Genomic DNA, 12,421 nt, shown 5'->3' on the forward strand with positions numbered 1-12,421 from the left:
CCTAAAGAAAGAGAGGAGAATGGCAATGAAACAAGAAAAAGCATTAGTCGTCTTCAGTGGCGGTCAGGACAGCACTACTTGTCTGTTCTGGGCAAAAAAAGAATTTAAAGAAGTGGAAGCCGTAACCTTTAACTATGGACAGCGGCATGTGGCGGAACTGGACTGTGCGAAAGAGATAGCGGACGATTTACATGTTCCGCATCATGTCCTGGATATGAGTTTATTGAACCAGCTGGCACCGAGTGCTTTGACGAGAAATGATGAAGCGATCACGCAAGAGGAAGGAAAATTACCTTCTACATTTGTTCCTGGAAGAAACTTGTTGTTTCTATCATTTGCAGGCGTGTTAGCTAAGCAGATCGGAGCAAAACATATCGTAACAGGTGTATGTGAGACAGACTTCAGCGGTTATCCAGATTGCCGGGATGTTTTTGTGAAGTCATTGAATGTATCCCTGAATCTCTCAATGGATGAACAATTTGTGATTCATACCCCATTGATGTGGATCAATAAAGCCCAGACATGGGAAATGGCCGATCGTCTCGATGCATTGCATTATATCCGTGAGAACACATTGACCTGCTACAATGGTGTGAAAGGTGATGGATGTGGTGAATGTCCGGCATGTGAATTGAGGCAGAGAGGCTTGAGAGATTATTTAGAGAGTGAAAAAGGAGGATTGGAATAATGCTGCAGCAGATTTATCCGGCTCCTCATCATGATTACGAATTCGAACTGAATAAAGATATGCATTTCGCAGCGGCACACTATATACCGCACGAAGATGCAGGCGATTGCCAAAAGGTACATGGACATACCTACTTTGCCAATATCACGATTGGCGGAAATGAATTGGATGACTCCGGTTTCCTGATTAATTTTCAACAGATTAAAAAGTTGATTCACAAACGATTTGACCACAGTCTATTAAATGATGATACCCGTTTTTCCGATAAAGAGTCCATGAATTTTCCAACCACAGAAACTGTAGCGAAAGCGGTATGGGAAATTGTTCAGGAGCACTTGGACACGTTAGAGCACCAGCCTCAATGTTTACAGGTATTCCTAAGGGAAACACCAACATCCTATGTGATTTACCGACCTAAAAAGGGGAGAAATGCATGAAGAAAATCCCCGTTTTAGAAATATTCGGACCTACGATTCAAGGTGAAGGAATGGTCATCGGCCAAAAAACGATGTTTGTCAGAACGGCAGGATGTGACTATAGTTGTGCATGGTGTGATTCAGCTTTTACATGGGACGGTTCTGCAAAAGAAGATATCAGGCTGTTGACAGCAGAAGAAATATGGGATGAATTAAAGGAAGCAGGGGGGGAACGTTTCTCTCATGTTACCATTTCAGGAGGGAACCCTGCACTATTATCGAATCTGGTTGAACTGCTCCATATCTTTAAAGAAAAAGGTATTCAGTCAGCCTTAGAGACACAGGGAAGCCGATGGCAGGACTGGTTTTATGACATTGATGATTTAACCATCTCTCCGAAGCCTCCAAGTTCTCTAATGAAAACCGACTTTACAAAACTGGATGAAATCATTCAACGATTAGTCGAAAATGGTTCAGCCTTCAGCCTGAAAGTGGTCGTCTTCAATGATGAAGATTTGCAGTATGCCAAAAAAGTGCATCAACGGTATCCATCCGTTCCTTTCTACATTCAAACAGGAAATCCTGAAGTAGCGGAAGAAAACACACGAAAATTAGTTTCTGATCTACTGAATGATTACGAAACGTTGATTGATAAGGTCTCACTAGATGAAGAATTAAATCATGTCCGCGTCTTACCGCAGCTGCATACGCTTGTCTGGGGAAATAAGAGGGGCGTGTAAAATAGAAGTGAAAAAGCGATTGGACGTTTGTCCAGTCGCTTTTTAAAATGACGAAACATCCACTATTTCCTTGAATTTTCATCTTGATCACGGTCAATCCCGCTTTTTCCCTCTACATAAAAGACCTCATCAAAATCATCATTTCCATCTTTATTTTTGCTTATTGCAAATAGAGGGGTTGAATACTGTGCAGGTAAAATATGGCCATTTATTTCTTCAAAATCAAGAATCCTTCTATTATCCGCATCTCGTCTTTCCGGCATTGTATACACCTCCTTACATTAGTTTGCTGAATCGGTATAGATGTATGTATGTGAATCTTAGAACCATACAAGCGTATTTTTGAATTATACAAAAATGAGTAAACAACTGCAGGGATTGTTCGATATAAAATATGTAAGGTAAATAAGAGCGCATGTACAATGCATGATTGAAGGGAAGGACGTATTGAAATGAATGATTCAAAAGGGATCCTGCTGGAAAGCGGCACAAATGAACTTGAAATGGTTGTATTTGAAGTTCAAGATAATAAATTCGGAATTAATGTAATAAAGGTGAAGGAAATCATTCAGCCAACCACAATCATACCGATCCCACACTCTCATCCCCATGTGAAAGGTCTGATTCAATTACGTGGGGAAGTACTTCCCGTAGTGGATATGGCAAGAGTACTGGGACTTGATGAAAAAGTCTCACCTCAGTCAAAATTTATTGTGTCAGAGTTCAATAAACAAAAAGTGGTTTTCCATGTACATAATGTTACTCAGATTCACCGTATTTCATGGAACCAGATTGAAAAACCATCAGAGATGTACTCTGGTATTAGATCGGGAATCATCGGGGTCGTGAAGCGTGAAGACTCGATGATATTAATGGTGGATTTTGAAAGTATCATGGTTGAAATCAATCCTGAATCGGGAATCCACATTGATCAAGTGAAAAAGCTGGGACCAAGGGACAGGAGGAATAAAAAAATAGTTGCAGCTGAAGATTCGCCGCTCCTCCGAAAACTTCTCAATGAAACATTGACGGAGGCGGGTTATGAATCAGTCGAGTATTTTGAGAATGGGGCTGATGCATTGGCGTATCTTGAATCACTTGCAAACGAAACCCGCCCAATTGAAGAATTCGTGGGACTGGTCATTACAGATATAGAAATGCCTCAAATGGACGGCCATCATCTAACAAAAAGAATTAAAAGTCATCCTGTGCTTAAGAAGCTGCCTGTCATCATCTTTTCTTCACTGATTACGAACGATTTACGACACAAAGGTGAAATGGTTGGTGCAGAGGAACAAGTCAGCAAGCCTGAAATAGCAGAGCTGATAACGAAGATCGATCAATACGTACTCTGATAAAAAAATGGCCGTATGATCATTGAATCATACAGCCATTTATTACCCTTTAGAAGGGATATGCGTTAATGCGCTAAAATTTCAAGGTATTAAAAGAAGCTGTCTCCCAGCTTTTTGAATACAGGTTTTTGATAACTGTTTTTTCCTTGTTTTTTATGCTTATCATCCGTGTCAGACATTCCGGTATAGTCTTCTAAGATGCTCTTTGCCTGCTGAAGTCCCATCCTGCTTCTCGGGTTCCTGAGGGATTGATCGAGTGTTCCCAGGTGCGGCAATTGTTTAAAATCTTCTTTAGTGGGAGGTATGTGAAAGGTGTATTCACCGCAATCAACCAGGACATCAGATTGCTGCTGGCTGAATTTAGGATTCTTTGAAAAATGGAGACCTATCTTTTTGGCTTTACCTTCACGGATCATCTTCGTCAATGCACGTTTTTTTAACGCATACAAGTATTTTGGGTTACCGGCGGTCTTGGCATGTCGATTCACAGTGAATATAGCTTGAGAGAGGGTATTTACTGATGTGGAGGAAGGGGTATTTTTACTAGTATTTCTCAAGTTTTTAGCTCCTTTCTGTTTATTCCATACTATTATACATTCTTTTCCTATGGTTGGAAAGGTTATGAAAATAATTTATTGTTAGAAAACTGATACATTTTAGATAAAACCAAAAAAAGAACTGCATCATGTCAGATGATCAGTTCTTTCTGTTGGCAAGTTTGATGGTTTATGGGCTGAGCAAGCCGTGTCTCCGCTAGTAGGTCCTTTGCGGATAGATATTGATATTTTCCGTAACATTGTATGGGGAAGGAGCATTGCTGCCTCCATAAGGTGCGCCACCATAGCCTCCATAAGGTGCGCCACCATAGCCTCCATAAGGCGGGTACGGCGGATAATAAGGCGGGCAGCATGGTCTGTTAAACAAAAATGGACTGATAGCCAAACCAGCTAAACCTCCAGCTATAAATGGAAGACCAAAAAAAGGGAAGAAACGCTGATCGTATCCTCTCATGGCCGGATAGTTGTAGTTATTATAAGGAATAAACGAGCGATGATACATGAATAACCTCCTCTCTAGTCTTATTATTGTATGGTCATGTTCTTCACTGTGAGCCTGTCTTGAATGAAAAAGCCAAAGGGGAGATTTGTAGGTCTAAAGTACTTGATACGCAATAAATATTGAATTTTCAAACATGCATATAGGAAATATGATCATTTACTAGTACAATGTATATAGGAAAATATATGCAACCAAGTTCACGCGATGAGGATGAAATTCATGCAGGCAATAAACAGGAAAGAAGATAATGATATGTTAGACACTGTTTTAAAAGACGTTGTATTGGAAAATATAAATGACTTGATCTTTATTATGAAGGTCGAAAAAGGACCTTCCTTTCGTTATGTTTACATAAATGAAGCTGCAAAGAAAATGACGGAAATTAACAATGAAGACATGGGGCGCCTTCTGGATGAGGTGCTAACGGGAGAGTTGGCAGAACGTCTTAAGGAAAAGTATGTGCAATTGATAGAAAATGAAGAGACGATCATCTTCAGGGACACGATAAAGCTTCCAGGCAGGGATCAGGTAGTAAATGAATCGATTTTGACTCCTATTAAAAATAAGTCGGATGAAATAGAATATGTTGTATCGATCACCAGAGATGTAACCCTATTGATGAGGGAAAAGAAAAGGCTTACAAATGCGAAAAACAGATATAAATCGATCATTGAACATAATCTGGATGCCATTTTTATTTTGGATGCTAACGGAGTAATAAAGGAATCAAATATTGCCAGCTGTCAATTGACGGGTTATCCGAAAAGACAACTGGTGAATTCAACTATCTTTGAGCTTTTTCACCCCTCGATCAAGGAGGAACTTCAGCAGACCTTGCTGAAGGCACTGAGTGGTACCCCGGCTACCCTTGAACATTGTTTGATGAAAACAAATAACAGGAAGGATAAAGTCACAAGTCTGAAAGCTGTCCCGATTGTAGTAAAAGAGAAATTTGACGGTTGTTATATCATCATCAAGGATAATACAATTTCTTATGAGCAAAATGAAATGATACATTATATGGCACTTCATGACCAATTGACCGGACTTTGGAACCGGAAAGCCTTGGATGAGCATCTTCCTTTGTTCATTCAATCAATGGAGGACACGGAACAGGAGTTATCTGTATTATACCTGGATTTAGATCGATTTAAATTTGTGAATGATACCCTTGGATTAAAAGGAGGAGACCGTTTTCTTAATAAAATTACAGAACGTTTAGTGACTCTTACTGATGAACATTGCCTTCTATACAGGCAGGGGGGCGATGAATTCATTTATTTGTTGAAGAATAGCAGCCTTGAAGATACGAAGAAAAAAGCAGGGGAAGTATTAACGTTATTTCATCAGTCATTTACGATAGATGGTCAGGAATTCTATATCAGTCCTTCTATCGGGGTCAGCCGGTACCCTGCAGATGGATATGATGCCAATTCACTTATCCAAAAGGCGGCACAGGCTCTATTTCAGGTGAAAGAAAAAGGAAGGGCCCATTACAGATTCTATCAAACTCACATGGAATCAAGCTTTCCGAATTATATCATTATGGAATCCCACTTGAGAAAAGCAATAGAGAAAGAAGAACTGTATATTCACTATCAACCTCAGATGAATCTATCAACTGGCCACGTAGACAGCTTTGAAGCGTTGATTCGATGGAATAATCGGAAATTCGGTTTCGTATCACCGGGACAGTTCATCCCGCTGGCAGAAGAAACGGGGCTCATTCATGGAATTGGTGAGTGGGTGCTGGAGCAAGTATGCCTCCAATTAAAGAATTGGAGAAATAAGGGGTATAAAAATGTGCGTATAGCCATCAACATCTCCCCTAAACAATTTCTTCAGGAACAGTTAGTGGATACGATGCGAGGATACCTTGCCAAGTATGACATTCCTGCTCCTTGTCTGGAAATTGAAATTACAGAAGGAGCCATGCAGGATACCCAGCAGACACTAAAAGTACTCAAGAAGCTCAAAGAATTGGGTGTATATATTTCTGTAGATGATTTTGGAACGGGTTATTCCTCTCTACATTATTTAAAAAGGTTTCCTATTGATATACTGAAGATCGATCAATCTTTTGTAAGGGAAATCGGATCCAGTCAAAAAGATTCGGCAATCACGACCACGATTATTCATCTCGCACATAGTCTCGGCCTTGAAGTGATTGCTGAAGGAGTAGAAAAAGAAGGGCAGGTTCATTTCCTGAGAGAGGCAAATTGCCAGAAAGCGCAGGGATTTTACTTCAGTAAACCTAAAGGTCCGGAAGAATTAGAGCACTATGTCAATGCTTGATAGGAATTTATATCTTCTTATGGTTTGACAGGTGAACGGGGATGACTTATGTTAAAATGAGGGGCGGATCAATTGCTCCATTCTGAAGCAGCAATTGATCACTACATTGATTCAAACAGTAATCGAAAGCCCTTTATTACAGAGCAATGTTTACAAAGGAGAGGGATTATAATGAAAAAGAAGCAAATGGAAATCCTATTTCTCCCTACCGATAGAGGGACGGTCAAAGTGTATGCATACGGCTTTACTGCTCCTCGATCTCTAGGTCAAGTCATCGTTACATTCGATCATGTTTCTGTCGAAGCAAAAGGATATAGAAGAAACAAGACGATTATTAAAGCTTTGGCGGAGCTTCATGAAACCATTGTCAATAATCAAGATAGTTAAATGACAAATCCGGCACGTGATGATTATCATGTGCCGGATTTTTTTATGCCAGAAAGCTGGCTGTATGGAAAAGGTTTGTGATAAAATAATGAGTGAATATTCATTCATTTAAAAGGGGGAGTCATTTATGGGAGAGAAACAATCGGTGATCATCACTGGAGGTTCAAATGGCATGGGGAAATACATGGCAAAGTTTTTCCTTGAAAAAGGTTCGAATGTCGTCATCACTGGACGGAATGAAGAGAGGCTTCAATCTGTAAAAGAAGAATTCTCAAGTCTTGAAGGGGAAATAGAAGTTTTTCAAATGGATGTGAGGCAGCCTGAGCATACAGATGCAATGGTTAAATTCACTGTAGAGAAGTTCGGTAAAATTGATGTATTGATAAACAATGCAGCTGGAAATTTTATTTGTCCCGTTGAAAAACTAACTGCTAACGGATGGAAATCTGTCATTGATATCGTTCTGAATGGAACTTTTCTATGTTCGCACGCAGTGGGCAATCATTGGATTTCAGAAAATCACAAAGGCTCGATTATCAATATGGTGGCTACATATGCATGGGGTGCAGGAGCAGGGGTAGCTCACTCCGCTGCAGCAAAAGCCGGAGTATTGTCCTTGACGAGAACGCTTGCTGTTGAATGGGGCCACAAGTATGGGATACGTACCAATGCCATTGCACCTGGACCGATAGAACGAACAGGTGGAGCAGAAAAATTGTGGATCTCGGAGGAGGCTGCCAAACGTACGATTCAAAGTGTACCATTGAAACGGTTGGGTACCCCTGAAGAGATTGCAGGTCTTGCTTTCTTTATTTCTTCAGAGCAGGCTGCATACATGAATGGAGAATGTATTACATTGGATGGGGGACAATGGCTGAATCAATTTCCATTTTAATACCCGTCATTTATGCGATAGAAGGAACATATCATTAGATAAAAACGGTGACCAACAGAATGCAAATACTTAAAGTCAGTAAATTCTACAATGTCAAATTTTTAGATGAGTAGAATGCTTTTAAGTTTTGCATTCTTTTTTTCGCCGATTTTTTGTAGTGAATGACGTTTGTGAAGACATCCAAGGAAACAAGCGTTGTCACATTACTCTTACGTATTGAACATCCGCATGGGAAAAATCCTCAATGAATCATTAAAAACATTTCGATCCTGAGCTTAAGCAATAAAAGGCTTCATATGTTATAATTATGCAAAAAAATGTTTAGGGTTGGAGGAGTGCTGATGGATCCTTTAGATGTCATTTCAAATATAGAGAAGGTCATTCCCTATTTTCAACCTGTTTTCAGCGCGGATGAACATAAAATAATCGGTTATGAAGTGCTGGGCAGGATGCTCCAGGACAACGGCGAGGCAGAGACTCTTGGTCCATTTTTTACAGGTAATGATATTCCTGATGAATACAAGATTGAAGTTGATGAGAGAGTGACGGAAAGGGCACTTGATCAATTTATCTCAGCCAAACAGGAAGGGTTGATTTTTATCAACCGGGATGCCAGGCTGCTCATGATTGATCACGGGGAATCCTTCCTGGAACTATTGCAGCGATATAATGATAAAGGGCTTCAGTTGAATCGTATAGTATTAGAGCTTTCGGAGAAGACGTTCCACGGTGACTTTGAACAACTTGTACACGTCCTTCTCTACTATAAAACGTATGGGATCAAAGTCGCTATCGACAATGTAGGCGGGAATATGGGTGAACTTGACAGACTGTCACAATTTTCTCCTGATATCCTGAAAGTCGATCTCTCACAACTGCGTAATGATGCAGGAAACAAGATGTATAAAGATATCTTATTCAGTCTTTCCATGCTTGCCAGAAAAATTGGTGCTTCACTCCTGTTCGAAAATATTGAAATTAATTATCAGCTGCAGTTTGCTTGGCTGAATGGAGGCAGGTATTATCAGGGTTATTACCTAAAGTATCCATCCGAATCTTTTTTGGAAACTGACATCCTTAAAGACAAATTAAAGGAAAAGTGTCAGGATTACATCCGTTATGAGAAAAAGCATTTAGAAGCAGGTTATCAATTCGCTGATGATCTACATAAAGAAATCACGCTAACGTTATCACAGCTGAAAAAACAAACTGAAGACTTTGATAATCTGCTCACGGGACTCGCAGACACATTCACAGACAAGTGCTTTCGATTGTATATGTGCGATGAAAATGGTGTCCAGGTCACGAGCAATATTCTGAAAGTGGATGGGGATTGGGAGGTGCATCAGCGATTCAAAGGGAAGAATTGGAGCTGGCGTCCTTATTTCTTGGAAAATATCATCAGGATGAGGATAAATAAAAAAGGGTTATTGTCGGATATCTACAGTGATATTGATTCCGGGGAACCCATACGGACATACTCTTACCCATTTGGAAATGGATTGTACCTTTTTATGGATTTATCTTATGAATTTTTGTTTGGAGAAGAGAGCCTTCTTTATTAGGCCCCTATGCAATAACGGTACTCCTGGCTATCTTCACCAGTCACCGCCGCTGCCAAAGCCGATCCGCTTTTCCTTGAATAGGGTTTTCCCATTAGGGGAAATTATCTGTAAAGGATAAATAAAGGAGGGGCTTGAATGAGTATTTTCATCATACTGCTCTCATTGATTGCGATAGGAGTAGCAGGATATTCACTTTATTATACATTTAGAGTTGCAGGGCAGGAGAAGAGGCTGAAAGGGGACTTTGATACAGATATCCCGGAGGCTGTAAAGCAGCACCCCTATATTCGAAATCCGGTGTTTCTTGCCATTTTAGTATTTACTGTTTTCGTCGTTGTTATGATTTTGTATCTTTCCTTTAATTTTGCATATTGATTTTTGCACTGCTTATGCTGTCGGCAATTTTCACTTGTTCATCTGCAGTACGGTATAGGAAGGAATGCGTAGCAAAGCCACGATAATATAAAAGCTTGGAATACACAATACGTATTCCAAGCTTTTTTGGTTTTATATTCCAGTGGTCGTGGTGTTTAACTTCCAAAAACACCGGGAAATTGACAAATAAGTGAAAATGATGTCAATCCATGTAGGGATTTTTCGAACAAAACTTAGCCAATCGACAAATTTCAATTGCTACAATAGATTCACCTAAATTAATTAAGGAGGGGAATGAAATGGCAAAAAGAAGATTATTGCTCTTATTTATGATCATCGGATTGGTTTCAGCTTCTTGTGGACAAGTTAATCAGACCCAGGCATCGACTTTCAAGGAAAAGCAGGCAATGGCTTTAGTTAAAGAAGCGTTCCACACCCAAGTGTCCTTAAGTCAACAGCCTCAATCTCTCGATGCCATTGAGAACCAGCTCCACAGGTTCTTTACTGAGGGGGTGTCAGACTCATTTATTGACGAAAATGTCGTAAAAGTTGAGGATGGTTATCAAACATTTGGTTCAGACTTTGCACCATACTATATTCCATTTTTCAAATACGATGAGTCCACCCAAGTGAAGTATACAGATGGAAAGTGGTACATATGGGAAGAACGGGCAGGTGAGGACGAAGGTCCGGTATCTACAGCCCCAGGTGTGGAAGCAGTTGTACTAATCAAAGAAAAAGGTGATTGGAAAGTATCTTCCATCATGAATGAACTGCCTGACAACATCAAGTCTGACAGTGAATAGGATGAACAAAAAGATACCTCGAGGCAGAGGTATCTTTTTGTTGAATTGATTTATAAGTTCAATGCGGTTTTGAGTGATTCCAAATCAAATCCGGAGATGATTGTATCATCGACAGTGATTGTGGGAGTTGAATAGGATTTCAATTGGTTGACCAAATGATTTCTTGCTTCATTGTCTTCTTTAATGTTTTTTTCAATGTAGTCGATCTGATGTTCTTTCAGGAAAAGCTTTACCACCTCGCAAGGCGGGCAGTCCGGCTGAGTATACATAGTAACTTTCTTCAAAATTTCATTTCCCCTTTTGTTTTTTTTGATAAGTAATCCACTATTCCCATTGCTGAAACCTTCATATCAAGCTTCAATAGTTGAAAAAGAGAGTGATGCGGATCAAGCCCTTGCTGGATGAAGGAGTTTCTGACCACATCGAATAATTCAACAGAGAGGTTTTCTACGTTATCTTCCATTGAATCCTTGAGGGAAAAAATCTCTTGTCCCTTCTCCATAAACAGGTCAAGCCACATCACCACTTCAGTAAGGGCGTGATCCACGTCTTCTGTCATCCCGTAATGACCGAAATAAATGCGATGTAATTTCTTTTCTTTGATAAAATTGATCGCTTCTTTCATTGAATCGGGGTTAAATTGGTTAGGTGAAGTGGAGGGGAGGTAGAAATATTTCTTATCTGTACGATATTGAATTCCACATGTATCACCAGTGAACATACCGCCTGAAACGGGATCGTAAATGCTAAAGTGATGATTGGCATGCCCCGGGGTATCATAAAACGTGAGAGTGCATGCATCACTAAGTTTTAAGGTTTCTTCATGACCTTTAACAATCATACGTTCTTCAGGAATCGGTTTGATAGGGGCAAATAATGTTTCAAACTCGTCACCGTAAACCGCTTTTGCCCCAGCGATCAATCTTGAAGGGTCATTCATGTGCCTGTATCCCTTTGGGTGGACGATGATGGTTGCAGAAGGGCACTCTTCCAGAAACAGTCCGGCACCCCCGGCATGATCTAAATGGATATGAGTCAGAATTATGTATTGAATATCTTCTAATTTAATGTTTAACTTAGAGAGACCTTTTTTTAAATGAGGGATTGAAGGACTGGCAGATGTTTCAATCAGTGCAAGGGATTCTTCGTGAATGATATAGCTTCCTGTCCGTTCTTTCAATGACAAATCCATCAGGTCCACTAATGATATCCTTGAATCTAAACGTTCGATACTCATCATAACAAATCCTTTCTTAATCAGATATACTCTCTTCATTATATAGGATTTTTATCTGGATTAGGGCAAAACATTAGATTTAACAGGATAGAATTTGGTACAATGCAAAAGCTATCAAAAAAGAAATAGAACAGGAAAGGAGAGACTGCTCATGTCTCAGCTTCTTGGAATCATACAAAGATTAAAGACATTGCAAGAACAAGGTGAACAAGGGGAAACTCAACAGCGTTTTTTTGAATACAACGGAAAGAAGATCTGTGAGGTAAAGTATTTACCGAAACAGGATACTTTTGAAATTGAAGTCATGAATGAAAAAGGAAGCAGTTTTCCTTTTGACAACATTGACATCACAGCAATCGAAATCTACGAACTGCTGCAAGAAGCAAATCAAGAATAATGTTAAGATAACCAGATGAGATTTCACTCTTATTTGGTTATTTTTTTGCTCGATAAGTTCCATATCCTGTAATTTTTGAACTGATTATTACTACATTTTTCTTCTCCTGTGTTAGAATTAGTGTGGTACTTTTTTGTAAGCTCTCCTATTGCCTGAAACATCTATGCACCAGGAACGAGCAGAACTAAGAAACATGCAAAATGAAA

At 39.7% G+C, this 12,421-nt stretch carries 16 protein-coding genes; 11 read left to right on the forward strand and 5 right to left on the reverse strand.

Annotated elements, in window-relative coordinates; translation table 11 throughout:
* Nucleotides 1–25 precede the first annotated feature (25 nt).
* From queC to queE, 3 genes are read left to right on the forward strand one after another with little or no spacing between them, the layout of a single operon-like run.
* Nucleotides 26–688, forward strand: coding sequence for a 7-cyano-7-deazaguanine synthase QueC (gene queC, locus ACUXV2_RS06065; protein WP_446246145.1), 663 nt, complete (start codon nucleotides 26–28; stop codon nucleotides 686–688).
* Nucleotides 688–1,125: a 6-carboxytetrahydropterin synthase QueD gene (gene queD, locus ACUXV2_RS06070; protein WP_446246146.1), complete on the forward strand. Its 438-nt coding sequence runs from the start codon at nucleotides 688–690 to the stop codon at nucleotides 1,123–1,125. Before queC ends, queD begins: the two co-directional genes overlap by 1 nt.
* Nucleotides 1,122–1,844, forward strand: coding sequence for a 7-carboxy-7-deazaguanine synthase QueE (gene queE, locus ACUXV2_RS06075; protein ID WP_446246147.1), 723 nt, complete (start codon nucleotides 1,122–1,124; stop codon nucleotides 1,842–1,844). The genes queD and queE overlap by 4 nt, the downstream gene beginning before the upstream one ends.
* Before the next feature lie 62 nt (nucleotides 1,845–1,906).
* Here the strand turns inward: queE and ACUXV2_RS06080 are convergent, their stop codons facing one another.
* Entirely contained in the window at nucleotides 1,907–2,107 is a 201-nt protein-coding gene (locus ACUXV2_RS06080) for a hypothetical protein (RefSeq protein ID WP_446246148.1), read from the reverse strand.
* Between the two features lie 189 nt (nucleotides 2,108–2,296).
* Here ACUXV2_RS06080 and ACUXV2_RS06085 point away from each other — a divergent pair, with 189 nt between their 5' ends.
* On the forward strand, nucleotides 2,297–3,199 hold the full coding sequence (locus ACUXV2_RS06085; RefSeq protein ID WP_446246149.1) for a chemotaxis protein: 903 nt from the start codon (nucleotides 2,297–2,299) through the stop codon (nucleotides 3,197–3,199).
* 89 nt (nucleotides 3,200–3,288) lie between these two features.
* Here the strand turns inward: ACUXV2_RS06085 and ACUXV2_RS06090 are convergent, their stop codons facing one another.
* Nucleotides 3,289–3,756 (reverse strand): YkyB family protein, encoded by a 468-nt coding sequence (locus ACUXV2_RS06090; RefSeq protein ID WP_446246150.1) that lies wholly within the window; start codon nucleotides 3,754–3,756, stop codon nucleotides 3,289–3,291.
* Nucleotides 3,757–3,952: 196 nt separating this feature from the next.
* Complete coding sequence (locus tag ACUXV2_RS06095; RefSeq protein WP_446246151.1) at nucleotides 3,953–4,258, reverse strand: hypothetical protein; 306 nt, start codon at nucleotides 4,256–4,258, stop codon at nucleotides 3,953–3,955.
* Nucleotides 4,259–4,477: 219 nt separating this feature from the next.
* On the opposite strand from ACUXV2_RS06095, the gene ACUXV2_RS06100 reads away from it, so the two are divergent.
* The 6 genes from ACUXV2_RS06100 (at nucleotide 4,478) to ACUXV2_RS06125 (ending at nucleotide 10,581) form a co-directional block, all read left to right on the forward strand.
* Entirely contained in the window at nucleotides 4,478–6,553 is a 2,076-nt protein-coding gene (locus tag ACUXV2_RS06100; protein WP_446246152.1) for a sensor domain-containing protein, read from the forward strand.
* A 171-nt stretch (nucleotides 6,554–6,724) separates the two neighbouring features.
* On the forward strand, nucleotides 6,725–6,940 hold the full coding sequence (locus tag ACUXV2_RS06105) for a hypothetical protein (protein ID WP_446246153.1): 216 nt from the start codon (nucleotides 6,725–6,727) through the stop codon (nucleotides 6,938–6,940).
* A gap of 127 nt (nucleotides 6,941–7,067) precedes the next feature.
* The gene (gene fadH, locus ACUXV2_RS06110) at nucleotides 7,068–7,835 is read left to right on the forward strand and encodes a 2,4-dienoyl-CoA reductase (protein ID WP_446246154.1); all 768 of its coding nucleotides are present in this window, start codon (nucleotides 7,068–7,070) and stop codon (nucleotides 7,833–7,835) included.
* A gap of 338 nt (nucleotides 7,836–8,173) precedes the next feature.
* A complete protein-coding gene (locus ACUXV2_RS06115; RefSeq protein ID WP_446247006.1) occupies nucleotides 8,174–9,400 on the forward strand; it encodes an EAL-associated domain-containing protein in 1,227 nt (408 codons plus the stop codon).
* Nucleotides 9,401–9,535: 135 nt separating this feature from the next.
* Complete coding sequence (locus ACUXV2_RS06120) at nucleotides 9,536–9,775, forward strand: hypothetical protein (protein WP_446246155.1); 240 nt, start codon at nucleotides 9,536–9,538, stop codon at nucleotides 9,773–9,775.
* A 299-nt stretch (nucleotides 9,776–10,074) separates the two neighbouring features.
* On the forward strand, nucleotides 10,075–10,581 hold the full coding sequence (locus ACUXV2_RS06125) for a DUF3993 domain-containing protein (RefSeq protein WP_446246156.1): 507 nt from the start codon (nucleotides 10,075–10,077) through the stop codon (nucleotides 10,579–10,581).
* A gap of 50 nt (nucleotides 10,582–10,631) precedes the next feature.
* On the opposite strand, the gene ACUXV2_RS06130 is transcribed toward ACUXV2_RS06125, so the two are convergent.
* Together ACUXV2_RS06130 and ACUXV2_RS06135 are read right to left on the reverse strand one after the other, a co-directional pair.
* On the reverse strand, nucleotides 10,632–10,865 hold the full coding sequence (locus ACUXV2_RS06130) for a glutaredoxin family protein (RefSeq protein ID WP_446246157.1): 234 nt from the start codon (nucleotides 10,863–10,865) through the stop codon (nucleotides 10,632–10,634).
* The gene (locus tag ACUXV2_RS06135) at nucleotides 10,862–11,818 is read right to left on the reverse strand and encodes an MBL fold metallo-hydrolase (protein WP_446246158.1); all 957 of its coding nucleotides are present in this window, start codon (nucleotides 11,816–11,818) and stop codon (nucleotides 10,862–10,864) included. The genes ACUXV2_RS06130 and ACUXV2_RS06135 overlap by 4 nt, the downstream gene beginning before the upstream one ends.
* Nucleotides 11,819–11,969: 151 nt before the next feature.
* Between ACUXV2_RS06135 and ACUXV2_RS06140 the strand changes: the two genes are divergently transcribed.
* On the forward strand, nucleotides 11,970–12,215 hold the full coding sequence (locus tag ACUXV2_RS06140) for a YkuJ family protein (RefSeq protein WP_032089035.1): 246 nt from the start codon (nucleotides 11,970–11,972) through the stop codon (nucleotides 12,213–12,215).
* Nucleotides 12,216–12,421 lie beyond the last annotated feature (206 nt).

This window comes from Rossellomorea sp. NS-SX7 (genome assembly GCF_052828565.1).

Bases quoted from the DNA above. Each gene is read 5' to 3' on its own strand.
- queC (WP_446246145.1), top strand. From the start codon at position 26: ATGAAACAAGAAAAAGCATTAGTCGTCTTCAGTGGCGGTCAGGACAGC.
- queD (WP_446246146.1), top strand. From the start codon at position 688: ATGCTGCAGCAGATTTATCCGGCTCCTCATCATGATTACGAATTCGAA.
- queE (WP_446246147.1), top strand. From the start codon at position 1,122: ATGAAGAAAATCCCCGTTTTAGAAATATTCGGACCTACGATTCAAGGT.
- ACUXV2_RS06080 (WP_446246148.1), bottom strand. From the start codon at position 2,107: ATGCCGGAAAGACGAGATGCGGATAATAGAAGGATTCTTGATTTTGAA.
- ACUXV2_RS06085 (WP_446246149.1), top strand. From the start codon at position 2,297: ATGAATGATTCAAAAGGGATCCTGCTGGAAAGCGGCACAAATGAACTT.
- ACUXV2_RS06095 (WP_446246151.1), bottom strand. From the start codon at position 4,258: ATGTATCATCGCTCGTTTATTCCTTATAATAACTACAACTATCCGGCC.
- ACUXV2_RS06100 (WP_446246152.1), top strand. From the start codon at position 4,478: ATGCAGGCAATAAACAGGAAAGAAGATAATGATATGTTAGACACTGTT.
- ACUXV2_RS06105 (WP_446246153.1), top strand. From the start codon at position 6,725: ATGAAAAAGAAGCAAATGGAAATCCTATTTCTCCCTACCGATAGAGGG.
- fadH (WP_446246154.1), top strand. From the start codon at position 7,068: ATGGGAGAGAAACAATCGGTGATCATCACTGGAGGTTCAAATGGCATG.
- ACUXV2_RS06120 (WP_446246155.1), top strand. From the start codon at position 9,536: ATGAGTATTTTCATCATACTGCTCTCATTGATTGCGATAGGAGTAGCA.
- ACUXV2_RS06125 (WP_446246156.1), top strand. From the start codon at position 10,075: ATGGCAAAAAGAAGATTATTGCTCTTATTTATGATCATCGGATTGGTT.
- ACUXV2_RS06135 (WP_446246158.1), bottom strand. From the start codon at position 11,818: ATGAGTATCGAACGTTTAGATTCAAGGATATCATTAGTGGACCTGATG.
- ACUXV2_RS06140 (WP_032089035.1), top strand. From the start codon at position 11,970: ATGTCTCAGCTTCTTGGAATCATACAAAGATTAAAGACATTGCAAGAA.